A 23,473-nucleotide genomic window follows, 5' to 3' on the forward strand; every position below is an offset into this window, starting at 1 on the left:
TTAAAACCGCAAACTGATACTGATTTACAGACTTCAATCTGCTTTTGTGGCGAGGGGATTTATCCCCGTTGGACTGCGCAGCAGGCCCGTACTTTCGGAAAGCTGGGGCGCTTCGCACCCAACGGGGATAAATCCCCTCGCCACGAAGGTGACGTCAAGGCTCAACATTGTTGGGCTTCGTTGATCCGTAACTCAGCGCACAGACCGCCCTGCGGCAGGTTATACAACTGCAACGTGCTGCCGATCTTGCCGACGATCATCTGCACAATCGCCAGCCCCAGCCCGGCGCCATTGCCGTGGCCGTGGCTGTAGAAACGCTCGAACAGTCGCGCATACTCTTGCTCGTCGATGCCGGGGCCGGCGTCCTCGACGCTGATGTACACCGCGCCGGACGCTTGCGGCTGGACCTGCACGCGGACCTCGCTGCCCGGTGGGGCGAAGTTCAGCGCGTTGGTCACCAGATTCTGCAGGGCAATGGCCAGCGCCACCGGATCTGTTTCCACCGGGCAATGGTGGTCGCTGTCGAGGATCAGTTCGACGTCTTTTTCCAGCGCCAGTGGCGCCAGTTCAGCCAGTTCTTCTCGCACCAGCGCGGTCAGTTCCACCGGGCTTCTGTCAGGGTTGGCCAGACGTGGCTCGATGCGCGCCATGGTCAGCAGTTGACTGGCGATGCGCGTGGCGCGATCCACAGCGCTGACCAGAAACTCCAGCGCTTCCTCGCGTTGCTCTGGCGTGGCGGCCAATTGCGCGTTTTGCGCGTGTATGCGCAGGATCGCCAGCGGCGTGCGCAGTTCGTGGGCGGCGTCGGCGATAAAGCGCCGTTCCCGCGCCAGCAGATTGTCGATCTGCTGCAGCAAGCGATTAAGCGCGGTTTGCATCGGTTCGAGGTCGTGGGGCAGGGGGCTGAGGTGCAGCGGCTTCAGCGTCTCGGTGTCGCGCCCACGAATGCTTTGTGCCATTGCGCGCAATGGCTGCAAGCCCCAGCCGATGGTCAGCCAGATCAGCGCGGCGAGCAGCGGCACACCGATCACGCTCGGCCACAGGGTATGGCCGACGATGCGCTCGATCAGATCCTGACGAATGTCGTCGCGCTCGCCGACCCAGATCAACAGGCCCTGTTGCGGGTCCTTGAGCAGGAAGGCGCACCAGTCGCGGCCGTTCTCCATCAAGTCATGCGAACCGAAAGTGGTCGGTGGCTCCTTGAGTTCAGGTGCCTCGGCAGAGCGCATCAACAATTGGCCGTCGCTGCGCCAGACCTGAAACGTCAGGCGCGTCTCGTAAGGGTGCGCGGCTTCGCCATCGCCGACGCGGCTCATGGCTGCGTCGAACGCCTGATACAACCGGCCCCAGTCGTTGTCGCCGGGTGCGCGTTGCGCCAGGACGCCTTGCAGCAGACGGGCGCTTTGCGCGAGTTGGGCGTCATACACTTCTTCGATTTCATGGTGGCTGTCGCGCAGCACCAGCCAACTGATCAGCACATCGCCGATCAACAGCAGAATCAGTACCGGCACCAAGATGCGCGTGCGTATCGAATTCATGGCTTGAGCTCCAGCACATAACCGACGCCGCGCACGGTGCGGATCAACTCGGTCGAGAGTTTTTTGCGCAGGTTATGGATCAGCACTTCGAGGGTGTTGCTCTCGACGCGTTCCTGCCAACCGTACAGCGCCCGCGACAGGCGTTCGCGGGTGACGACTTTGCCCGGGCGCGCCAGCAGTTGATGAAGTAACTGATACTCCATCGGTGTCACCACCACGTCGTTGCCTTGCCAGGAAACCTGTTGGCTGACCGGGTCGAGGCACACGCCGGCATGTTCCAGCACCGGTTGCGCACGGCCCTGACTGCGCCGCAGCAGGGCCCGAATGCGCGCTTTGAGTTCGTCGACATCGAAGGGTTTGATCAGGTAGTCGTCGGCGCCGGCATCCAGACCGGCAATGCGCTCGGCGGTGCCGTCGCGGGCGGTGAGAATCAGCACCGGCAAGTCCAGTTGCTCGGCGCGCAACTGTTGCAGCAACGCCAGACCATCAAGCCGTGGCAGGCCGAGGTCGAGCAGCAGCAAATCGAAACTTTCACTGCGCAGGGCATGCAAGGCGCTGACCCCGTCCTGCAACCAGTCGAGGGTATAGCCTTCGCTGCCGAGGGCGACCCGGATGCCTTGGCCGAGGGCACGGTCATCTTCGACCAGAAGTAGGCGCATGGCTGGTTCTCTGTAGGAAATAGGGCGCTGGATCGGCGGCATCATGCCGCTGCGAGAGCAGGCGTGGCAGGCCATCCGACGAGAAAGATGTAACCGCTCGTTGCCAACTAAGCTTTCACTAAGCTTGGTTTTGCACAGTGAGGCCTTTCCTCATCTAGCGAGAGTGTTTCCATGCGCAAACTTCTGCTGTTGTCCCTGATTGTTGCAAGCCCACTGGCGATTGCCGGCCCGCAATGCACCACGGCGGAACGCTCGCAATGGCAGGACCAGAAGGCGTTTCAGGAACAGCTGAAATCCCAGGGCTACGAGATCAGCAAATTCAAAGTCACCGACGGCAACTGCTACGAGATCTACGGCTTCGACAAGGACAAACGCAAAGTCGAGATCTACCACGATCCGGTCACCGGTAAAGCGGTCAAGACCGAGATCAAGGGCTGATGCCGAGCGACACCCTGCGACTGTGGGACCCCGTGGTGCGGCTGTTTCATCTGTCCATCGCGGGCGTCTTCGTCGCCAACTACTTTTTCAATGAGGCCGGTGATGACTGGCATGTCTGGCTCGGCTATTACGCCATGGGCTGGCTGCTGGCGCGCCTGTTGTGGGGATTTGTCGGGCCGCGCAGTGCGCGCTGGTCAGACTTCTGGCCGACGCCGACCAGGTTGTCGGCGCACGTGCGGTCGCTGATTAATGGCCGACCCGAGCATCGTCTCGGGCACTCGCCGATCGGTGCGCTGGTGATGCTGCTGATGTTGCTGGCGATGTTGACCGTAGGGCTCAGCGGCTGGGGCATGGAAGAAGTCGATGCCTTGTGGGGCGCCGACTGGCCGCTGCAAGTGCACGAAACTGCCGCCGATATTTTGTTGGCGCTGGTGTGTATCCACATTGCCGCCGCCGTGTTTGAAAGCTTTCAGGTCCGCGACAACTTGCCGTTGTCGATGCTCACGGGACGCCGTCGCCGATTACCGGACGATACGACGCGCTGACAAGGATGTTTTTCCGCTGTTTTCCATCCTGCATTTGCCATGAGCTGACTATGCGCGCGTTGTCCTTTCGCTTGAAATTCATCGCCGGTAGCCTGGCGCTGAGCCTGATTTTTGTGGCTGCCTGGCGCAGTCATCCGGAGCATGTGCTGGCGCCTTTCGCGTTGGCGACGCCGTCGGTTGATGCTTCGCTGCAAGCGCCGGAGCCGCTGTACAACAGCCGTTTCGTGTCTTCCGAACTCAAGGATTTTGTCCATTCATCTTCCGTCACTGCGCTGCCCGGCGGTGATCTGATGGCCGCGTGGTTTGCCGGTTCGCGTGAGGGCGCGGCGGATGTACAGATCCGTACCGCACGCTTCGATTCCGGCAGCGGCGAGTGGGGCGCCGAACAAGTGTTGGCGACCCGCGAATCAACCCGCGACGGCACGCGGCGCTACATCCGCAAACTGGGCAATCCGGTGATCGCGCTGGCACCGGATCAGCGTCTGTGGATGTTTTACGTTTCGGTGTCCGTGGGCGGCTGGGCTACCAGTGCGATCAACGTGATGGTCTCTGATGACTTTGGCCGCAACTGGTCGACGCCAAGACAATTGATTACCTCGCCATTTTTCAACATCAGCACCCTGGTGCGCGCCGCGCCGGTGTTCCATGCCGATGGCTCGATTGGCTTGCCGGTGTACCACGAATTCATGGGCAAATTTGCCGAATACCTGTACCTGAGCGCGGACGGTCAGGTGATCGACAAATTCCGCATCAGCCGGGGCAAGCACTCGTTGCAACCCACCATCGTGCCGCTCGACGGTCGCCGCGCCGTGGCGATGTTGCGTTATGCCGGCGAGACCCATCACCGCGTATTGGCCAGCCGCACCGAAGACGCCGGGCAAACCTGGAGCGAGCCGTATCCACTGGAACCGGCCAATCCCAACTCGTCACTGGCGGCGGTCGGTACTGACGATGACGGTTTGTTGGTGGCGCTCAACGATCTGCAGGACGGACGCTTCAAACTCAGCCTGTACGGCACCGATGCCAATCTTGAACACTGGCGCAGTGTGATCGACCTTGATCAGTCTCCCGATCCACTCGGTCAGCCGTTCTCGCCGCAAGCCTACAAGGCAATCATCGGTGAAGGCTTTCGCGCCTCCAGCGGCGCTCGGCGCTTGCCGCTGGAACAACGTTTCCTGAGCAATCTGGACTACCGCGTGTGCAAGCCGCGAGGCTGTGATTTCGAGTACGAGTACCCGTACTTCAGCCGTGGCACCGATGGTCTCTATCACTTGGTGTATTCGTGGAATAACACCTTTATCAAACATGTCAGCTTCAACGATGCCTGGTTGGCGGAGCGCCTGTAATGCTGTTTCTCTGGCAAGCCCATTTGAGTTTCATCCTGCTCGGTTTTGTTCTGCTGGGCTCCTTCGGCTTTACCCGGCGCTGGCGTCCGTGGCTGTTGCCAGCGTTGGCGCTGGTCAGTTTTATCTCGGTTAATGATCTGCCGCTGGCGGCTTACGTGCGCAGTTTTACCGACGATCTGGCGATCACCACGCTGGTGCTGTTGGGCTGGGCCAGCCTATTGCGACTGGGTGTGGTCAAGCCGCTGCCGGCGCTCAAACGCGCTCAATTGCTGGGCTTGTTTGTGCTGCTGGCGGCGGTGCTGTACCCGGCGACGATGGGCCTGACCTATGTCGATCCGTATCGCTGGGGCTTCAATCCACGGCCGATGATTGTGTGCATCGGCTTGGCTGCATTGGCGCTGTTGTGGCTGCGCAATGCGCTGGCGGTGTGGATGCTCGCGCTCGGCACGCTGGCCTTCGCCTTGCGCCTCAAAGCTTCGGAAAATTATTGGGATTACCTGATCGATCCGCTGCTGGTGGGTTACTGCCTGTTGGCCGGCATCTCGCTTGTGATCCAGACAGTCTGGCAGCGCTTTCGCAGCGCACCGGCCGTCGCGGCACCTTCTCTTTAATCCACTGACACTGAGGTCAACGATGGGCTGGTTGCAATCACGACGTCTGCGCTATGGCGTGGGCGCGGCGGGCTTGGCATTTTTGCTGTTTGCCTTGCTCAGGCTGGCATTTGTGCTGGGCTTTTCCGGCATCGATGTCGCGCAACTTGCCTCCAATCCGCAACTGCGCGAAACCCTCGGCATCGGCCTGCGCTTTGATCTGCGGCTGGCGCTGTTACTGATGTTGCCATTGGCAATACTGGCGTGGCTGCCGCGCTGGAACCTGACGCGGGTGCCGTTGTTGCGCACTGTGGCGCGGTGCTACTGGCTGCTGGCACTGGGCGTTGTCGGGCTGGTGTACATCATCGATTTCGGCCATTACGCCTACCTTGGCGTACGGATCAATGCGACGGTTTTACGCTATCTGGAGGATGCGCAGATCTCGCAGCAGATGGTTTGGGAAACCTACCCGGTGCTGTGGATCGTGCTCGGCTGGCTGGCGGTTCTCGGCCTGTGGTTCTACGGGTTTTTGCAGCTGGAACGCCTGACGCTGGCACGCGAGCCGAAGGTCATCCGCCGCACCTCGCTGGTAGTCGGTAGCAGCCTGGGATTCGTCGTTGTGTTGCTGGCCTTGTTGGGCCGAGTGGACAACCTCAATCTGGAAAACCCGGTGCCGTTGCGCTGGAGCGATGCGTTCTTTTCCGGCAATGCGCAGATTGCTGCGGTCGGGCTCAATCCGGTGCTGTTTCTCTACGACACGCTCAAGGCGGGACAGGCTCAGTTCGATGAAGCGCAGGTGCGCGAGCATTATCCGGTTGTCGCGCGGTATCTTGGCGTCGATCAACCTGATCCGCAGACCCTGACTTTTGCGCGCCATCAAGCTGCGCAGCCGTATCAAGTGGCGGGTGCGCCGAACGTGATGTTCGTCATGCTCGAATCCCTGGGCACCAGTGCCGTCGGCGCATATGGAAATCCGTTGAACCCGACGCCGAACCTTGATCGTCTGGCCACCGAGAGCTGGCTCTTCAAGCACTTCTATGTGCCGGTCACGGGCACCGCGAAAACCGTTTGGGCGAGTATCACTGGCGTGCCCGACGTCACCCGCCAGGAGACCGCCACCCGCCATCCGCTGATTACTCGTCAGCACACGGTGATCAACGACTTCACCGAATACCAGAAGCTCTACATGATCGGCGGCAATGCCGGTTGGGCCAATATCAATGCGTTGATTCAACAAAGCATCGACGGCGTGCGCCTCTATGAAGAGCGCGACTGGCGTTCGCCACGGGTTGATGTCTGGGGCATTTCCGATCTGGATCTGTTCAAGGAAGGCGACCGGATTTTGCGTGACCTGCCTAAGAACCGGCCGTTCTTCGCCTATATGCAAACCTCGGGCAACCATCGGCCGTTCACCATTCCCAAGGACAATGACGGCTTTGAGGTCAGCAAATTGTCGCTGGAACAGGTTCAGGCCGCCGGTTCACGCAGCGTCGAGCAATACAACGCAGTGCGCCTGCTCGACTTCAACATCGGCAAGTTGATGGAAATGGCCAAGGCGGGCGGTTACTACGACAACACGATTTTCGTGTTCTTCGGCGACCACAACACCCGCATCAGCCAGATCCCGCACATGCCGCCGGCCTTCGAACAATTGGGGCTGGAAAGCAATCATGTGCCGATGCTGATCCACGCGCCGGGTCTGCTCAAACCGCGGGTGATCGATGAAGCCGTAGGCCTCGCAGACCTGCTGCCAACGGTGGCCGGCATGGCCGGTGTCGCCTTCACTCAAGGCGCGATGGGACGGGATATTCAGCAGCCAGCCCCGGAAGGTGAGCGAGTGGTGCCGCTGGTGTTGCGCGAAGGGACTTTCCCGCTGATCGGCGGCGTCACCCAAAACCACCTGCTGCAAATGCAGCACGACGGCAGCTCTCCGACAATGCATGACCTGGCGTCGAACACGCCGCTGGATGACGTCGCCGCGCAGCATCCGCAGGAGTTTCAGCGCTTGCTGGAACTGACCCGCGGGCTGCATGAAAGTGCGCGGTTGATGCTCTATCGAAACGTTCGCTGACCGGATGCAAATCCGGCCAGCGCTGTATCTCAGCGGTTGAGGAAGGCCAGTAAATCCTCATTCAGTGCTTCGGCGTGCGTCACCGCAAAACCGTGGGGCGCACCGGCGTAGACTTTCAGCTCAGCACCCTTGATTTGCGCGGCGGCCAGTTTGCCGGTGGTTTCGAACGGCACGATCTGATCGCCGTCACCGTGGATCACCAACGTCGGCACGTCGATCTTGGTCATGTCCGGGCGGAAGTCGGTTTCCGAGAACGCGGTGACGCAATCCACGGTACCTTTGAGCGAGGCGAGCAGGGCGACGTTCAGGGTCTGGGTCAACACGCCATCGGAGACTTTCTGGCCCTGATTGGTGCCATAGAACGGTGCGGCGAAGTCGGCGATGAATTGCGCGCGATCCTTCAGCAGGCCGGCCTTGATCCCGTCGAACACCGACTTGTCGACGCCTTGGGCGAAGTCCGGTTTCTTGCCGAACAGCGGCGTCACCGCGCCGAGCAATACCAGACCGGCAACGCGTTCACTGCCGTGGCGGGCGATGTAGCGGCTGACGTCGCCGCCGCCCATGGAGAAACCGACCAGCGTCACGTCGCGCAGGTCGAGGTGATTGATCAGCCCAGCGATGTCATCGGCGAAAGTGTCGTAGTCGTAACCGGTCCATGGCTGGTCGGAGCGACCGAAACCACGGCGGTCGAAAGCAATCGTGCGGTAGCCACGGCTGCTCAGGTATTCCATCTGGTATTCCCACATATCGGCGTCCAGTGGCCAGCCGTGACTAAACAGCACCGGTTTGCCGCTGCCCCAATCCTTGTAATAGATCTCGGTGCCGTCTTGCGTGGTGAATGTGCTCATGGAAACTCCTTGCGTAGGGGGTGCGGTCGAGTGCCGAAGTGGCGCGATTGACTATCCGCGTAAATCGGCTCGACAACTTGTACGCAAGTGCTGGGTTGCTGCGTTGTCCTTTACGCAGGTTGCAGTTGTAAGATGCAACCGCGAGGCCTTATAGCTGATAAAGGTCTGGCCAATACTTTTCAACGGAGTAACACGACGTGAAGCGCAAAAGCCTGCAAGGCAATGCCTGCCCGATTGCCCGGACGCTGGATCTGATCGGCGACTGGTGGTCGTTGCTGATCATTCGCGATGCGCTGGATGGCATCCGTCGTTTCAATGATTTCCAGAAAAGCCTGGAGATTGCGAAAAACATGCTCAGCACCCGGCTCAAGGGCTTGGTCGAGCAGGAGATTCTGCAACTGGTGCCAGCATCTGACGGCAGCGCCTACAAAGAGTACGTGCTGACCGAGAAGGGCAAGGCGTTGCAGACCGTAATCGTCGCGCTGTCGCAATGGGGTGGAGAGTTTATGTACGAGCCCGGCGAGCCCGGTTCGGTCATGGTTGATGCGCAAAAACGCCAGCCGATCCGCAAGCTAGAGCTGTTGTCCGCTGATGGCCGCCAGTTGGCGCCGCAAGAAGTCGCTACCCAACTGGGTGTTAAACACTGACAGACGGTTAAACATATGTTTGACGTCAAAATGATGGCCATCTAATATCGCGCCACTATTTTGATGTCATTCTCCGTCTCGAGGGATCGAACATGTACTCACCCGCCCTTGCGGCGAGGTTGTGCCTGGCTTTGCTGTGCCTTTCTCCGCTCCAGTCTGCAGTTGCTGCACCCACCCCCGGTGAAACCGACCTGATCCGTGAACGCCAGAATCGCTTGCTCGAAGAGCAACAGCGGCGTCTCGAAGAGCTCAAGGATCTGCCCGGCAAAGAAGCCAAGCCGGCGCAACCGGTGGCCCCGACCGATACTCGCTGTTTCGAGATCAAGGACATCGAGCTCAAGGGCGCTGACAGTCTTTCCGACAGTGATAAAACGCGCCTGCTGAAGCCGTACATCAATCAGTGTCTGGGTGTGCCGCAGCTCAACGAACTGTTGAAAGTCATCACTGACCATTACATCGAAAAAGGTCTGGTCACCAGCCGTGCGTACCTGCCGCAACAGGATTTGTCCGGCGGACATCTGAAAGTGTTGGTGGTCGAGGGCAAGCTTGAAGGCATGAAGGGCGCCGAGAACAGCAAGCTCTCGAAGCGCGAACTGGCGATGGCGTTTCCGGGTACGACCGGTGAGCTGGTCAACCTGCGCGAGATCGAGCAGATGGTCGATCAGCTCAATCGCTTGCCATCCAATCAGGCCAAAATGGAGCTGGCGCCGGGCAAGAACGTCGGCGGCAGCGAGGTGTTGGTCACCAACTCCCCGCAGAAGCCGTGGCGAGCCGGGTTGTCGCGCAGCAACGACGGCCAGCGCAGCACCGGTGAGCAACAGTGGGGCACGACGTTCGATTGGGATAGCCCGTTGGGCCTGGCTGATCAGTTGAACCTGCGCGGCGGTCACGATGCGATGACCGATCACCAGCACACCTCCAACAACGCCATGCTCAATTACAACGTGCCGTGGGGCTGGTGGAATTTCAACTACAGCTACAGCCAGAGCGAGTACCGCTCACAGATCGCTGCCAACGGCTACAACTTCAAGCAGACCGGCGATAGCGAAAACCATCAAGTGCGCGCCGAGCGGGTGATCTACCGTGACTCGGTCAGCAAGACCTCGCTCAGCACCGGTCTGTCGTACCTGCGCACCAACGCCTACATCGAAGACAGCAAACTCAAACTGAGCAGTAACCGCATCAGCGAAGCGCAGTTCGGTTTCAACCATGGTCGACGCATCGGCAGTGCCTTCGTCAACTTCGACGCCGGCATGCAGCAGGGCATCGGCGCATTCGATGCGCAGGGCAGCCACGATCCGGGCCCCGGCGAACCGGACGCGCGCTATCGTAAATACACCGCAACCCTGAGCTATCTGCAACCGTTCAAAGTACTGGGCGAGTCCTTCAGCTTCAGTAGCCTGATGACCGGCCAGCACAGCGAAGACGTGCTGTTCAGCTCGCAACGCACCAGCCTCGGCGGGTCGTCTTCCATTCGTGGTTACAAGGATCAATCGCTGTCCGGCGACAGCGGCGGCTACTGGCGCAACGACCTGCGCTGGTCGCGTCCGGTTACCCTCGAATGGCTGCAACCGGTATTTGCCGAATACGGCAGCAGCCTCGGTTACGACCAGGGCGTGATCGAGAACGGTCGCTACAACGGCAATCAGCACGGACGCATGTCGAGCAACTCGCTGGAGTTGTTTGCCCGTGGCCAACACGTCGCCGCCAGCGTGACGTTTGCCCACTCTCTGGAAAGACCGGACGCGCTCACCGAGCGTGAAGCACCGATCTATTTCCGTCTGGATTTCTTCCTCTAAAACTTATTTCCAGAGACCATCGACATGGATGTTCGCCAATTTGCCTTTCTTGCAGATCAGCCGACTGCGGCCGTAAAAAACCGTGAGACCTTTTTGGGCATGCCCAAACGTGGTCTGGCTTTCCTGCTGGCGAACGTCATGTTCTGGCAACCGATGTGGGCGCAGGCCGACGGCATCGTCGTGGCCAACCCGAACACTTCGCTGGATCGAGCCGGCAACGGCGTGCCGATCATCAACATCGCCACGCCTAACGGCAGTGGGCTGTCGCACAACCAGTTCCATGACTACAACGTCACGGCGCAGGGCCTGATCCTCAACAACGGCTCGACTCAGAATTCCGTCACGCAGTTGGGCGGGCACATCATCGACAACCCGAACCTGAAGAACAGCGGTTCGGCGCAGGTGATTCTCAACGAAGTCATCAGCGGCAATCCGAGCCAGTTGCGCGGTTACACCGAAGTGGCGGGGCAGTCGGCGCGGGTGATCGTGGCCAACCCTTACGGCATCACCTGCAACGGCTGCGGTTTCATCAACGCGCCACGGGTGACGCTGACCACCGGTAAACCGGTGCTCGACAACGGTCGACTGGATCGTTTTCAGGTCGATCAGGGCAGCGTCGCTATCGAAGGCGCAGGCCTTAACGCGACCAACGTTGATCGGTTCGAAATCATCACCCGCAGCGCGAAGATCAATGCGCAGCTCCAGGCACAGAACCTGACGATTGTCGCCGGTCGCAACGACGTCAACGCGCAAACCCTGAATGCCACCGCCCGGGCCGATGACGGCAGTGCCAAACCACAACTGGCCATCGACTCCTCGGCCCTCGGCGGGATGTACGCCGGGGCGATCAAACTGGTCGGCACCGAGGCGGGCGTCGGGGTCAAACTCGACGGCAAACTGATCGCCAGCGGCGGTGATATCCAGCTCGATGCCAGCGGCCAACTGAGCATGGTTGATACCTCGGCGACTGGCGCGGTGAACGTCAAAGCTGCCAGCCTCGATGCACGCGGGCCGGTGTACGCCGGCACTGCGCTGAACGTGCAGACTCAGGGCAACCTGACCAACCGCCAAACCCTTGCGGCCCGCGACAGCATCAACCTTAGCGCCGGTGGGCAGATTACCAACGCTGGCGCAATCGAGGCCGGCGTCAATGCTGACGGCAGCCGCAACACCACCGGTGACTTGAGTCTCAGTGCACAAAACCTCGACAACACTGGCAAGAGCCTGATCGCGAGCCGCAATCTGACGGTCAATACCACGCAAACCCTGAATAACCTGGGTGGCACACTCAACGGGCAAACTACCGCGATCACGGCGGGAGCGCTGGACAACCGCAACGGCGAAGTGTCCAGCGGCGGTACCACTCGGCTCAACGCCGGTACGGTGAACAACCGCAATGGGCAGATTCTCGGTGATCTGGGCCTGACTATCGACCTCGGTGGCGCGCTGGATAACCGTGCTGGCTTACTTGGTTCCGGCCAGTCGCTGAATCTCAACGCTGCCAGCCTGGATAACCGCGATGCCGGTGTAGTGGTCAGCGATGGCAACCTGACGGTGCGCGTCAGCGGCTTGCTCGACAATCGCAACAAAGGCCAGGTCACCGGCAAGGCCGGTATCGCTTACACGGGCACACGTCTGGATAACAGCGGCGGCCTGATCAGCGCTGTCGGGCCGGTCAACCTCAAGGCCGACGAAGTGCAAAACGCCGCGGGCCGGATCTCCAGTCAGGGCGATCTGACTGCAACGATCGGTCTGCTGCAACAGCAGGGCGGTGCAATGGCCGCTCTGGGTAACCTGAGCCTGACCGGCAAGACCCTCGATAACCGCAACGGCGGGGTGATCGGCAGCAAAAAAACAATGAGTCTCACAGTCGATGACATTGATAACCGCACAGGCGAAATCTCCAGCAGCCTGCTGATGAACATCAAGGGACAGCGTCTGGATAACAGCGACGGCGGCAAAGTTCTTGCCGGTAGCGACCTCGGGCTCACCGTGGCCAAACTGATCAACCAGAGCAAAGGTTTGATCACCGCCAAGGGTGTTACCACCCTGACCGGCAACACGCTGGACAACAGCGGTGGACGATTCGACAGCCTCAACGGTCTGGTGATCACCCTCGACGATGCCTTGGTCAACGCTCAAGGCAACATCAGCAGTGAAGGAACGCTGACGGTCAATGTCGGGCGACTCGACAACAGCGGCGGCAGCCTCGGCAGTGCCGGCAAGCTGTTGATCACGAGCCGTGGCGCGTTGCTCAATCGGGCAGGATCAATCAGCACCGACCGCACATTGAGCCTCAACAGCGGCAGCCTGGATAACAGTCACAAAGGCCTGATTTTCAGCAAAGACGTCAGTCAGATTGATACCGGCGACCTGGACAACAGTCTCGGTGGGAAGCTGACCAGCGAGGCGTCTTTGAAGCTCAAGGCCGCTCAAGTCAATAACGCTACCGGGCGGATCGCCAGTCAGCAGGCAATGGACGTGTCGGTCACTGGCCTGGATCAGCAGGGCGGAGAACTGTACAGCAAGGCCGGTCTGACCCTGGATCTGAACAACGGTCAGTTGAACAACCAGAAAGGTTTGATCAACGCTCCCGGCACGCTGTTGCTGAAAAACCTCAATGGTGTAAACAACCAGGGTGGTGAAATTTCCAGTCAGCAAGCGTTCACGCTCGCCGCTCACGACCTCGACAACAGCAACGGTAAACTGATCAGCCAGCAGGGCCTGACGTTGCGCATTGCGCAAGCGCTGAACAACGTCAAAGGCTCCATTTCCAGCACATCGCTGGACAGCCATAGTGACAGCCTCGACAACCACGAAGGTCTGATCAGCAGTCGCGGCGTGTTGCTGTTGACCACGGACAAGACGCTGGACAACCAGCTCGGCAAGCTCATTGCCGACGGTCAACTCACGCTCACAGCGGATGAGCTGGATAACCGTGGCGGCAGTCTCGCCGGCATGTCGGATGCGACCGTCAAGGCAAAAAGCCTGAACAACCAGAAAGGCAAGTTGGTCGCCACTGGCGCGCTCGAAGTGAGCGCCGATGTAGTCGATAACCGTCAGGCGGGTTTGCTCGGTGCAACCAAGGCCCTGACCTTGACTGTCGATGATCTGGACAATCGCGGCGGCGAAATCAGCACCAATAGCGATCTGCAAATCACCGGCAAAAAACTCGATAACAGCGATGCCGGTAAAGTCTTCAGCGGCAACGCGCTGACCCTGACTGTCGATGATCTGCTCAACCGCAACAAAGGCCTGATCAGTGCGCAAACGTTACTGACTGTGCAGGGGCGTTCGCTGGACAACAGCGCTGGCGAATTGCTCAGCCAGCAAAACATGCGCCTGACCCTCAGCGGTGCGCTCGATAACACCCGAGGCAAAGTCAGCAGCGAAGACGCGTTGACCGTAAAAGCCGGGCAACTGACCAACACGCTGGGCAGTCTTTCCAGTGCTGCGGATCTGAAGCTCGAAAGCGACGGCAAGGTCGATAATCAGGGCGGCAGCATTGTCACTGATGGTGCGTTGATCCTCGCCAGCGGCAGCCTCGACAACCGGCAAAAAGGCACGCTCAGTGGTAAAGGCGCGGTCACCGTGACCACCGGCGCCTACGACAACAGCACCGGTACGCTCAGCAGTGCCGACACCCTGAGTCTGGTCGCAGGACAAGTCACCAATAACGATGAAGGCAGTATCGGCAGTCAGGAAGCGCTGACCGCATCGGTCACCGGGCTTGATCAACAGGGCGGCAAGCTGTTCAGCAATACTCACCTGAGCCTGGATCTGAATAACGGCCAGTTGAACAACCAGAAGGGTTTGATCAACGGCCCGGGCACATTGCTGCTCAAACAACTCAATGGCGTCAACAACCAGGGCGGCACGATCTCCAGCGGTGAAGCGTTCACCCTGACCGCGCGGAGTCTGGACAACAGCGACGGCAAGCTCTTGAGCAATCAAGGCCTGATCTTGCGCATCGCCGGGGCGCTGGACAACGTCAAGGGGCTGATCGGTGCAGCATCGATTGATGCGCGTGCTGCCAGCCTGAACAACAGCGGCGGCAAACTGGTCAGCCGAGGCGATCTTGATCTGACCGTGGATGGCTTGTTGCGCAACGATGGCAAAGGCCTGATCAGCGCGGCGCAAACGCTGTACATCGGCAGTGCTGAACTGAACAACCGCGACAGTGGTTTGATCAACAGCAAAGGCAACCTGACGCTGAGCGCAACCGGTGTGGATTCCAGCAGTGATGGCGAAATTTCCGCCAGCGGCGACATCGACCTTACGCTGACCTCGCTGACCCAGAACGGCGGACGGCTGTTGGGTGACAAATCCGTCACCGTGGATCTCGCCAATGGCGATCTCGACAACCAGAACGGTTTGCTCACCGCCAAAGGCCCGTTGACCCTCAAGCGCTTGCGAGATCTCAAAAACCAGAGCGGCGAACTCTCCAGCAACCTCGGTTTTGACCTTATCACCCGGGCGCTGAACAACTCGGCCGGTAAAATCATCAGCGGCGAGAAGTTGCTGCTCGCCGGCACATCTCTGACCAACCAGAAAGGGCTGCTCTCAGGCTGGCAAGGACTGACAGTCAACGCTGACAGTCTGGACAACCGCGATAACGGCACGCTGTCCAGCAAGTTCGCCGATGTGTCGGTCGATCTCAAAGGTGCTTTGCTCAACAGCGGCGCCGGCGCGTTAGTTGCGCAGAACAGTCTGAGCATCAAAGCCGGCAGTCTGGACAACAGCAACAAAGGCAATCTCAGCAGTGGGGCGGGGCAGACCCTGACCCTGAGCGGCGCACTCAACAACAATCAGGGTGGCCTGATTGCCAGTGGCGCGGCGCTGGATATCGTCAGCACGGCCTTCACCAATGCCGGCGGCGCCATCAATGCGCAGCAGGCCATCAGCGCCACGGCTTCGCGACTGGACAACAGTGGCGGGCAGATCGCCGCCAACGGAGCTATCACTTTCAATCTGAGCGGCGACCTGAACAACAACGCCGGCAAACTGGCCGGTGCCGGTCCGATGCTGATCAAGGGCGTAACCGATTTCACCAATCAGAATGGTCAACTCGCCAGCCAGAACACTTTGGGTCTGGGTACCGGCTCGCTGAACAACAGCAACAAAGGCACTATCGCCGCCAAGGATGATTTGCAGATCACCGCCAGCGGTGAGGTGCGTAACAGCGCCGACGGTTTGATCTACAGCCAGAACGCGGCTCTGCAACTGACTGCCGCCAGCCTGATCAACGCCAAGGGCTCGATCCAGAGTGAAAAGGCGCTGACGCTCGAGGTCGGCGGTGACCTCGATAACCAGAGCGGCAAAATCATCGCGCAAAACGGTGATGTGACGATCAAAGCGGCCAATATCGATAACCGTGGCGGGACGCTTTCCAGCATCAAAGGTGCGTTGGAGGCACGCACGGTAGGCGTTCTGCGTAACGGTTTTGACCTGAACAACAATCATCAGGGCGGCATCATTCAGGCGCAAGCGTTGACGCTCTCGGCGTTGGCTGGCCTGAGCAACAACGGTGGGCGCATCTCTGCGCAAGGTGCTGATGCGAGCATCACTACCGCCGCGCTGGATAACCGCAACGGTGTGCTGTACGCAAAAGGGCTGCTGGGTGTCAGCGGTTCCAGTCTGGACAACAGCGCTGGCCAGATCGCCGCCAACCGCATCGACTTCGGTCTCAGCGGCGCGCTGAGCAACGGCGCGGGTGTCATCGAAAGCGATACCCAACTCACCGTCAAAGCGGCCAGCGTCGATAACCAGAACGGTCGCCTGCGCTCGCTGGGCAACATCGGCAAGACTCTGTTCCAGATCGGTGGTTTGCTTGACAACCGCAACGGCGTGCTGGAAACCGCCAACACTGATATGACCCTGGCCGTCGGCAGTTTCCTCAATGCCGGCGGGCAGCTTAACCACGTCGGGCGCGGCAAGTTCGACATCTCTACCGCCAATGTATTGGGCGCGGGCGGCAGCATCACTACTGGTGGGTTGCTGGAACTCAATGCTGATACCTGGAGCAACTCCAGTGTCATTCAGGCCGGGCGCCTGAACGTCAACGTTGGCCAATTCACTCAGACTGCCAGCGGCAAACTGCTGGCTTCCGAACATCTGCAAGCGCGCGGCGGCAACTGGATCAACGACGGATTGATCGCGAGTGATGGCACCATCGATATGCAGTTGAGCGGTGCCTATAGCGGCAACGGACGACTGTCGAGCCAGCGCGGCACTTACCTGACCGCCGCACAGATGAACATCGGCGCCGCCGGGAGTTTTGCTGCGGGGGCAACATCGACCATCGGTGTCGGCGGACAACTCGTCAACGCCGGGCGCATGACTTCCAGTGAGGACCTCACGATCAACGCTGGCAGTGTCGTCAACTCCGGCACTCTGGGGGCGGCGCAGAACCTCATCATCAATACACCTTCGTTGCTCAATGACCGTGGGCTGATTTTCAGCGGCAACAACATGACGCTCGGCGTCGGCACGCTGACCAACCATTACGGTGATTTTTACGGTCTGGGTGATGTGGTAATGGGCGGCTATGGCGGCGCGGCGCGGGCGGCCGGTGTTTACAACATTTCCGGCTCGATGGAGAGCGGACGCGGGTTCACGCTGAGTGCCGATGTGTTCGAAAACCGTACGGAAGGGCCGACAGCATCGGTTGAGCGCAAGCTCATTTCCGGGTTGATTGCAGCCAGCTGTGGTGACTGCGTTGGCGGCACCTTCAACAACTTCCTCGCCACTCGCGAGACTTACCAATTCTTCGATACCGATACCAGCGCCTCGGCGATGTTCAACGTCGGCAAGGATTTTACGTTCACAGGTGGCACGTTCCTCAATAGCAAAAGCACGGTAGCAGCGGGCGGCAACATCACCATCACCGCCGACAGCTTGAAGAATATCGGTGCCAAGAGCGGGACCGTCGAAGTCACGCGCCATTACAACTTCGAAATGGGCACTGGCACCACGGCGCAATTCATGGCCAACGTGATCATGCCGTACAACCAGCGCAACAACCCTGATTTCCCGTTTGTGTATTACGTCTCTGGACCGGATGAATTGATCCGTAAAGCGATCGCCAAAACTGTTGGGAATGGCGTCTTAATCGTCGATGCTGAGACCGGCGAAAACCTCAGCATTCAAAAATATCATCAGGCCCTGTCCGGTTTCAGTGCTGGATTTGAGACTTCAACGCCATCGTTGTATGACCCGAATAATTTATTAGCGATACCTGCTGAGCTGGCCCCATACGCGAAAGGCGTCGCCCTCGAAACCCCGGTTAACAGCACGGGTGCTGCTGATACCAACAACTCGCGCAACGCAGTGATTCAGGCAGGCGGCAACGTCTCGATTACCGCCACCCGGGAAGTTGAAAACAGCGTTATCCATCAGGACTACAGCTCAACCGGTGGCACCAACAAAGTTTCTGATACCGCAGTCGGAAACAGCGGCACTGTCGTTGTGCGCATCAACAGCCAACTGCCGCCGGACCTTGCGCAACAGCAGGTCAATCCGCTGAGCCTGCCAGGCTTCTCTTTGCCGACGGGCGAGAACGGTCTGTTCCGGCTGAGCGGGCAGGGCGCCAGCGGCGCCGCCGCCGGCAACACCGGCCCGGCACCGACGTGGACGGTCGGCAGTGAGTCGGTGAATGCTCAGGATCATATGGTCGCCGCCAGCAGCGGCGGCCCGCGCAACCTGTTCATCGATGCACCGGCGCCGGTGTCCGACAGCACCCGCGCCGTGGACACGTTCCACCGTACCCCAAGCATGGTTCAGGCAGTTGCCAGTACGGTCGATGTCAATGTTCCGGAAAACTCCTCTGGCATCGGCATTCCCACTCGTGGCAATGACATGAAAGAGTCGAACGGCATTCGTCCGGTCACTCGTGTCACCGGCCTGCCAGACACTACGGCTCCGTCCAACCCACATAAATACTTGATCGAAACCAACCCGGTACTCACCGACCTCAAATCATTCATGAGTTCGGACTACCTGCTCGGCAAACTGGGCTACGACCCTGATCAGAGCGCCAAACGTCTGGGCGACGGTCTCTACGAACAACGCCTGATTCAACAAGCCGTCACCGCGCGCACCGGCCAGGCCTTCCTCGACGGCCAGACCTCTAACGAGGGCATGTTCAAGTACCTGATGAACAACGCCATCGCCAGCAAGGACGCGCTCAATCTTTCCGTGGGTGTTGGCCTCTCGGCGCAGCAAGTGGCCGCACTGACTCACGACATCGTCTGGCTCGAAGAGCACGAAGTGAATGGCGAGAAAGTCCTGGTGCCAGTGGTGTATCTGGCTCAGGCCAACGGCCGCCTCGGCCCGACCGGTGCGCTGATTGCCGGTAACGACGTGACGCTGATCGCCGGTGAAAACCTCGATAACGTCGGCACGCTCAAAGCTACCAACAACCTTTCCGCTACGGCGGGCAAGGACCTGGTCAACAGCGGTTCGATCGAGGCGGGTAATCGTCTTGACCTGTTGGCGACCAACAACATCGTCAACAAGGCCGGCGGCATCATTGCCGGCAAAGACGTCAGCCTGACCGCCCGCACTGGCGATGTGATCAACGAGCGGACCATCACCTCGATGGACGACCAATATGGCACGGTCACCCAGCATCACGACTTTGCCGATAACGCCGCGCGGATTGAAGCCGCCAATGACCTCACCGTCAAAGCGGCCAAGGATATCAACATCGTCGGCGGCGTCCTGAAAAGCGGCCAGGACATGACCCTGAACGCTGGCCGCGACCTCAACGTGGCGGCAGTGCAGGTCAACAACAGCGCCTCCTTGGGCTGGCGAGGAACCGTCAGCAGCGTTACGCAACTGGGCGCCGATATCGATGCCGGACGTGACTTCAAGGCTGACGCCAAGCGTGACATCAACGTCATAGCCAGTCAGATCGATGCCAAGCGCGATGTCGCGATGACAGCGACCGAGAACATGCTGATCAGCTCCGCGGCGGATGAGGAGCACTCGCAGGCGAAGAACAAGCACATGACACGTCAGGAGGATCATGTCACTCAGGTCATGTCGGGTATTACGGCGGGTGGGGACGTGTCGCTGGCCGCGGGGCAAAACCTGGCCGTGGTTTCCAGTCGCGTCACCGCCGGCGATGAAGCCTATCTGGTGGCAGGCGACCGTCTCGATATCCTTGCTGCGCAGGATACCGACTATTCGCTTTATGACATGAAGAAAAAGGGCAGTTGGGGCAGCAAGAAGACCCAGCGCGATGAAGTGACCGACGTCAAGAACATCGGCAGCGAAATAAAGACCGGTGGCGACCTGACGTTGATCAGCGGTGGTGACCAGCGCTACCAGGGCGCCAAGCTTAACAGCGGTGGTGACCTGACGCTGGACAGCGGTGGCAGCATCACTTTTGAGGCCGTAAAGGATTCGCATCAGGAAAGTCACGAAAAGAGTGATACCAACCTCGCGTGGATGTCGATGTCAGGTAAGGGCAGCACCGACGAAACCCTGCGCCAAAGCGTGCTGGCTGCGCAGGGGAGGGTCGCAATCAATGCGGTAAACGGTCTGTATATCGACGTAAAGCAAGTCAATCAGCAGACGGTGAGCCAGGCCATTGATGCGATGGTGGCCGCCGACCCGCAAATGGCCTGGCTGAAAGATGCTGAGCAGCGCGGAGATGTGGATTGGCATCTAATCCAGGAGGTGCACGATTCTTACGAGTACAGCCATTCCGGATTAGGTCAAGGGGCGATGCTGGCGATCATTATCATCGTCACAGTCTTGACCGCGGGCTCGGGCACTGCCGCAGCTCTTGCTAGTTCCGCTTTCTCCGCAGCACAAACTGCCGCGCTAGCCGCTGGTATGTCAACAGCCACGGCAGCAACTATTGGCGCCGCAGCAGCGGCTGCTGCAACGGCGAGTTTCTCGGCGGCTCTATCGCAGGCAGCCATCAGCGGGATCAACAACAAGGGCAATTTGGGCGCAACGCTCAAGGATGTGACCTCTCCGGATAGCCTGAAAGGCTACGTCGTCAGTGGGCTGGCGGCCGGTTTTGCTGCTGGAGTACTCGATAAGGCATTTGGCGTGACAGCCGAAGGCGCGGGAAAGGCAACTCATGGTTTCGAATTGGGTGAGCTGGATGGTTTCACTAAATACGCCGGTTACACCTTGGCCGAAAATGGCTTCGCTGCTTCGACTAACGCTGCACTTAATGGCGGCAGTCTCAAAGACGCACTGGCTCAAGCAGCCATAGGCAGTGTTGCCGATGCCTTGTCGGCCTCGATTTATAACAAGCTCGGGACCCAGTTGGAGTTTTCAGGTCTGCCCGCAAAAGTTGCAGCACACGCGTTGGTGGGTGGGTTGATTGCAGAGTTGGCAGGAGGAGACTTCAGAACAGGTGCATTGGCTGCAGGTGCCAACGAGGCATTTGTAACGTCAGTGGGTGACTACATATTTACGGGTGACGCTCGAAACCAACTTTTAGCACTGACATCCCAACTAATCGGAGTGTCGGTGGCTGCCGTGGCGGGTGGTTCTGATAAAGACCAAGCCATCGCAGGATGGGTCGCTCAACAGGCGACCACATTCAATTATCTAGAGCACGACGAGAAAAACGCGTTTGTAAAGGATATGGGGGGATGTGATACTGACGACCAGTGCTCTAAGAAACAGTGGGAACAGGGTAAATACGACGAGGATAGTCAGGCCAACGTCGAGTATGCGGACGATATAGCTGGCTCCATGCGGGCCAAATTGACTCGAGATCGGGTTCTTGATTCGCTGGGCTCTATTACGGCCATGGTTTGCGAAAACAGTACCTGTGAAGCATATAAGCAAATACTGATGCAGCGATCGTTGGACACGATTGATTATTTATCTGGAGTGATTAAGGATTGGGCTCCCACGAATGATCGTTTAGGCATGATGAACGGCGCTGCGATTGGCGCTGGGAGCGCAGGGAGAAGCTTGCAGCCTGCGGAGGCTGCAGCTTTATCACGGATCGAAAAGGCTATAAATTATCTGTCCGGCGGTGCAAAAGGCATTCTTACACCTAAAGACTTTCCAGAGGTGGCTGGCAAAATCAGCCAGAAACAGCTTCGGCATATCGCTGGAAGGCCTGAGCTTGAAGCTCGAGGAGGCGGTGGGTTCTTGAACAGCGTTGATGATGCTCAAAAAGTACTAGATGCTTACCGCATAGGGCAGGTTAAGATTTTAGGTAAGAATGCTCAAGGGTTCCCGGTGGTCAAGTTCGAAGGCGTAACCGGGACCAACGTTAACGCTGGCGTTGGTATAACCAGTCAGCCAACTAATGTCTTTATCATCAAAGGTACAAAAAGCCCAAGTATTGTCCCTGCTAACCCTAATTGGACTCAGAAATGAATGCAGAAGCCGAATTGAAAGCTTGGAATTTCCAAGTCTTAATGCTTGTTCAAGCGATGCTGGGGGCAGTTACTCCAAACTTCAGGAAGGTGGTGTTGTCTTGTGAAGATGATGTTTGGGTAATAAAATTTTATCTTGAGGAAAATATAGAGGATGATATTGGTGAGGTAGAAGATATCATATGTCAATATACTGCTTATCAGGACTCAGATTTAAAATGCAAGTCGGAAATTTTGGTCGGCAACGAAGATCTACCTAGCTTGTCGGAAGCTGAGAGGGTCGTTTATCGTCGAAAAGAGTGATTTTTGACTTGGTGCAAAAGGAACTGTCAGTTTCGCTGAAGGGATGAGCTTCAATCCTAATATCAAGAACCACCTAGGCAATTTTGATGGTTTGTCGCAGAAGAGCGGGATTAGTGGCACTCATAATCTGGATGCTTTCAATCAGGCGGCAGCGACAAATGGTGTAAAGATACTTAGTGATACTCCAACTTCTGTCGCGGGGATTGCCACTGTTAGATACCAAATACCTGCATATGATCGGGCAGGGAATGTTGTTGGGTATAAAGACAAGGTTTTTCCTAAAACTGTTTACGATCCCAAGGTGTTTACCGATCAAAAAATTCTTGATCTAGGGCAGCGGGCTGCAAGCGGTGGATACAAGGAGGCTGTGTCTAAAGGGTTGAGCCAGTACGATGCTACAGCCGGGGGTGTCACTTTTAGGGTGTATTTAGACAAGGCTACTGGGGTGGTGAGTAACTTTCACCCTAAATAAGGTGGTATGTTTATATGAAAGAGTTGTTCGGTCAGCCATATAGCGAGTCAGACCCTTATTGGATTGTTAAAGGGTATTTTGACAGGATGTATAATGATGACTACTTCATTGAGGCGGTTGGCTATATCGTGAAAAGGTGGGGGTTCAGTGCGGATGGGGCGTACTGTAACTTTCCTGATGAAAATAGCCCGTTTGATGAAGAGCACTTTGAGGGGGTTGAGTTTGCTTATGGTTATCCCCCTAAGGATGAAGACACAGTTGTTGTGAGCGAAATTGTTTGCTCTAAATACATTCGGTTAGCTTGCGAAAAATATCTTCAACGTCATCCCGAAGATACCGCAAAAATAAAAGAGCTTTTGGATAGCCTCTCTTTCTAATCCTGCATGAAAATATCCCCGGTACTGCCGGGGATATTCATATCTGTTACTCCGCCGTAATCACCAAACACCCCTTCATCGCCCGAACTTTAACATGCTCGTTCACCTCAAACTCCGCCTGCCGCAACCACAGTCCGTGGACTTGCCCCTACAAAACCGGACACCAACTCCCCGTTAAATTGACTCCACTGCCTCCCTCGGCGAGCGATAGTCCAAAGCGCTGTGCGGATGCTGCTCGTTGTAATGTTCGAAGGCAATTGCCAAGTTACGCAGCGCCGTTTCTCGATCCGGCTTGGGCATGTACGCCACTCAATCACGCTTGATCGTCTTCACGAAGCTCTCTGCCATGCCATTACTCTGTGGGCTACGCACCGGTGTGGTCACCGGCTGCAAGCCGATCTGTCGAGCAAACAGGCGCGTCTGTTCGGCGGTGTAGGCCGAACCGTTATCGCTGAGCCACTGCACCGGCGTTGCAGTGGC

General features: G+C 58.3%; 15 protein-coding genes and 1 pseudogene. 11 read left to right on the forward strand and 5 right to left on the reverse strand.

Features of this window, described 5'->3' with window-relative positions:
• Positions 1-161 precede the first annotated feature (161 nt).
• Both ACIOZM_RS09255 and ACIOZM_RS09260 read right to left on the reverse strand, forming a co-directional pair.
• The gene (locus ACIOZM_RS09255; RefSeq protein ID WP_401212365.1) at positions 162-1,538 is read right to left on the reverse strand and encodes an ATP-binding protein; all 1,377 of its coding nucleotides are present in this window, start codon (positions 1,536-1,538) and stop codon (positions 162-164) included.
• Positions 1,535-2,197, reverse strand: coding sequence for a response regulator (locus ACIOZM_RS09260; protein WP_401212368.1), 663 nt, complete (start codon positions 2,195-2,197; stop codon positions 1,535-1,537). The genes ACIOZM_RS09255 and ACIOZM_RS09260 overlap by 4 nt, the downstream gene beginning before the upstream one ends.
• A 171-nt stretch (positions 2,198-2,368) precedes the next feature.
• Here ACIOZM_RS09260 and ACIOZM_RS09265 point away from each other — a divergent pair, with 171 nt between their 5' ends.
• Genes ACIOZM_RS09265 through ACIOZM_RS09285 form a run of 5 tightly spaced genes read left to right on the forward strand, consistent with a single transcriptional unit; the run spans position 2,369 to position 7,187 of the window.
• The gene (locus ACIOZM_RS09265) at positions 2,369-2,635 is read left to right on the forward strand and encodes a PepSY domain-containing protein (RefSeq protein ID WP_401212371.1); all 267 of its coding nucleotides are present in this window, start codon (positions 2,369-2,371) and stop codon (positions 2,633-2,635) included.
• Entirely contained in the window at positions 2,635-3,180 is a 546-nt protein-coding gene (locus ACIOZM_RS09270; RefSeq protein WP_401212374.1) for a cytochrome b/b6 domain-containing protein, read from the forward strand. Before ACIOZM_RS09265 ends, ACIOZM_RS09270 begins: the two co-directional genes overlap by 1 nt.
• Before the next feature lie 50 nt (positions 3,181-3,230).
• Positions 3,231-4,526, forward strand: a complete 1,296-nt coding sequence (locus tag ACIOZM_RS09275) for an exo-alpha-sialidase (RefSeq protein WP_401212377.1) — start codon at positions 3,231-3,233, stop codon at positions 4,524-4,526.
• Complete coding sequence (locus tag ACIOZM_RS09280) at positions 4,526-5,137, forward strand: hypothetical protein (protein ID WP_401212380.1); 612 nt, start codon at positions 4,526-4,528, stop codon at positions 5,135-5,137. The genes ACIOZM_RS09275 and ACIOZM_RS09280 overlap by 1 nt, the downstream gene beginning before the upstream one ends.
• Before the next feature lie 22 nt (positions 5,138-5,159).
• Positions 5,160-7,187 (forward strand): LTA synthase family protein, encoded by a 2,028-nt coding sequence (locus tag ACIOZM_RS09285; RefSeq protein WP_401212383.1) that lies wholly within the window; start codon positions 5,160-5,162, stop codon positions 7,185-7,187.
• Between the two features lie 29 nt (positions 7,188-7,216).
• Here ACIOZM_RS09285 and ACIOZM_RS09290 read toward each other — a convergent pair whose 3' ends face one another.
• Entirely contained in the window at positions 7,217-8,035 is an 819-nt protein-coding gene (locus tag ACIOZM_RS09290) for an alpha/beta fold hydrolase (RefSeq protein ID WP_401212386.1), read from the reverse strand.
• Between the two features lie 197 nt (positions 8,036-8,232).
• On the opposite strand from ACIOZM_RS09290, the gene ACIOZM_RS09295 reads away from it, so the two are divergent.
• From ACIOZM_RS09295 to cdiI, 6 genes are all read left to right on the forward strand, one after another.
• A complete protein-coding gene (locus tag ACIOZM_RS09295) occupies positions 8,233-8,682 on the forward strand; it encodes a winged helix-turn-helix transcriptional regulator (RefSeq protein WP_401212389.1) in 450 nt (149 codons plus the stop codon).
• Between the two features lie 92 nt (positions 8,683-8,774).
• A complete protein-coding gene (locus ACIOZM_RS09300; protein ID WP_401212392.1) occupies positions 8,775-10,481 on the forward strand; it encodes a ShlB/FhaC/HecB family hemolysin secretion/activation protein in 1,707 nt (568 codons plus the stop codon).
• A gap of 24 nt (positions 10,482-10,505) precedes the next feature.
• Positions 10,506-21,842: a filamentous hemagglutinin N-terminal domain-containing protein gene (locus tag ACIOZM_RS09305; protein ID WP_401212395.1), complete on the forward strand. Its 11,337-nt coding sequence runs from the start codon at positions 10,506-10,508 to the stop codon at positions 21,840-21,842.
• Positions 21,839-22,144: a hypothetical protein gene (locus ACIOZM_RS09310; protein WP_401212398.1), complete on the forward strand. Its 306-nt coding sequence runs from the start codon at positions 21,839-21,841 to the stop codon at positions 22,142-22,144. The genes ACIOZM_RS09305 and ACIOZM_RS09310 overlap by 4 nt, the downstream gene beginning before the upstream one ends.
• Positions 22,145-22,187: 43 nt before the next feature.
• A complete protein-coding gene (locus tag ACIOZM_RS09315; protein ID WP_401212401.1) occupies positions 22,188-22,616 on the forward strand; it encodes a CdiA family toxin C-terminal domain-containing protein in 429 nt (142 codons plus the stop codon).
• A 14-nt stretch (positions 22,617-22,630) separates the two neighbouring features.
• Positions 22,631-22,993, forward strand: coding sequence for a ribonuclease toxin immunity protein CdiI (cdiI, locus tag ACIOZM_RS09320; protein ID WP_401212404.1), 363 nt, complete (start codon positions 22,631-22,633; stop codon positions 22,991-22,993).
• A gap of 46 nt (positions 22,994-23,039) precedes the next feature.
• Here the strand turns inward: cdiI and ACIOZM_RS09325 are convergent, their stop codons facing one another.
• Positions 23,040-23,120 (reverse strand): hypothetical protein, encoded by an 81-nt coding sequence (locus tag ACIOZM_RS09325; protein ID WP_401212418.1) that lies wholly within the window; start codon positions 23,118-23,120, stop codon positions 23,040-23,042.
• 47 nt (positions 23,121-23,167) lie between these two features.
• Positions 23,168-23,473 (reverse strand): annotated as a pseudogene (locus ACIOZM_RS09330) (integrase core domain-containing protein); the annotation flags it as partial.

Source organism: Pseudomonas sp. NPDC087346, from assembly GCF_044744235.1.
Taxonomy (GTDB): Bacteria; Pseudomonadota; Gammaproteobacteria; order Pseudomonadales; family Pseudomonadaceae; genus Aquipseudomonas.

What these genes read in the sequence shown, in the direction of transcription:
- ACIOZM_RS09285 (WP_401212383.1), top strand. Translation starts at nt 5,160, where the DNA reads ATGGGCTGGTTGCAATCACGACGTCTGCGCTATGGCGTGGGCGCGGCG.
- ACIOZM_RS09290 (WP_401212386.1), bottom strand. Translation starts at nt 8,035, where the DNA reads ATGAGCACATTCACCACGCAAGACGGCACCGAGATCTATTACAAGGAT.
- cdiI (WP_401212404.1), top strand. Translation starts at nt 22,631, where the DNA reads ATGAAAGAGTTGTTCGGTCAGCCATATAGCGAGTCAGACCCTTATTGG.
- ACIOZM_RS09265 (WP_401212371.1), top strand. Translation starts at nt 2,369, where the DNA reads ATGCGCAAACTTCTGCTGTTGTCCCTGATTGTTGCAAGCCCACTGGCG.
- ACIOZM_RS09300 (WP_401212392.1), top strand. Translation starts at nt 8,775, where the DNA reads ATGTACTCACCCGCCCTTGCGGCGAGGTTGTGCCTGGCTTTGCTGTGC.
- ACIOZM_RS09305 (WP_401212395.1), top strand. Translation starts at nt 10,506, where the DNA reads ATGGATGTTCGCCAATTTGCCTTTCTTGCAGATCAGCCGACTGCGGCC.
- ACIOZM_RS09270 (WP_401212374.1), top strand. Translation starts at nt 2,635, where the DNA reads ATGCCGAGCGACACCCTGCGACTGTGGGACCCCGTGGTGCGGCTGTTT.
- ACIOZM_RS09275 (WP_401212377.1), top strand. Translation starts at nt 3,231, where the DNA reads ATGCGCGCGTTGTCCTTTCGCTTGAAATTCATCGCCGGTAGCCTGGCG.
- ACIOZM_RS09280 (WP_401212380.1), top strand. Translation starts at nt 4,526, where the DNA reads ATGCTGTTTCTCTGGCAAGCCCATTTGAGTTTCATCCTGCTCGGTTTT.
- ACIOZM_RS09255 (WP_401212365.1), bottom strand. Translation starts at nt 1,538, where the DNA reads ATGAATTCGATACGCACGCGCATCTTGGTGCCGGTACTGATTCTGCTG.
- ACIOZM_RS09260 (WP_401212368.1), bottom strand. Translation starts at nt 2,197, where the DNA reads ATGCGCCTACTTCTGGTCGAAGATGACCGTGCCCTCGGCCAAGGCATC.
- ACIOZM_RS09310 (WP_401212398.1), top strand. Translation starts at nt 21,839, where the DNA reads ATGAATGCAGAAGCCGAATTGAAAGCTTGGAATTTCCAAGTCTTAATG.
- ACIOZM_RS09315 (WP_401212401.1), top strand. Translation starts at nt 22,188, where the DNA reads ATGAGCTTCAATCCTAATATCAAGAACCACCTAGGCAATTTTGATGGT.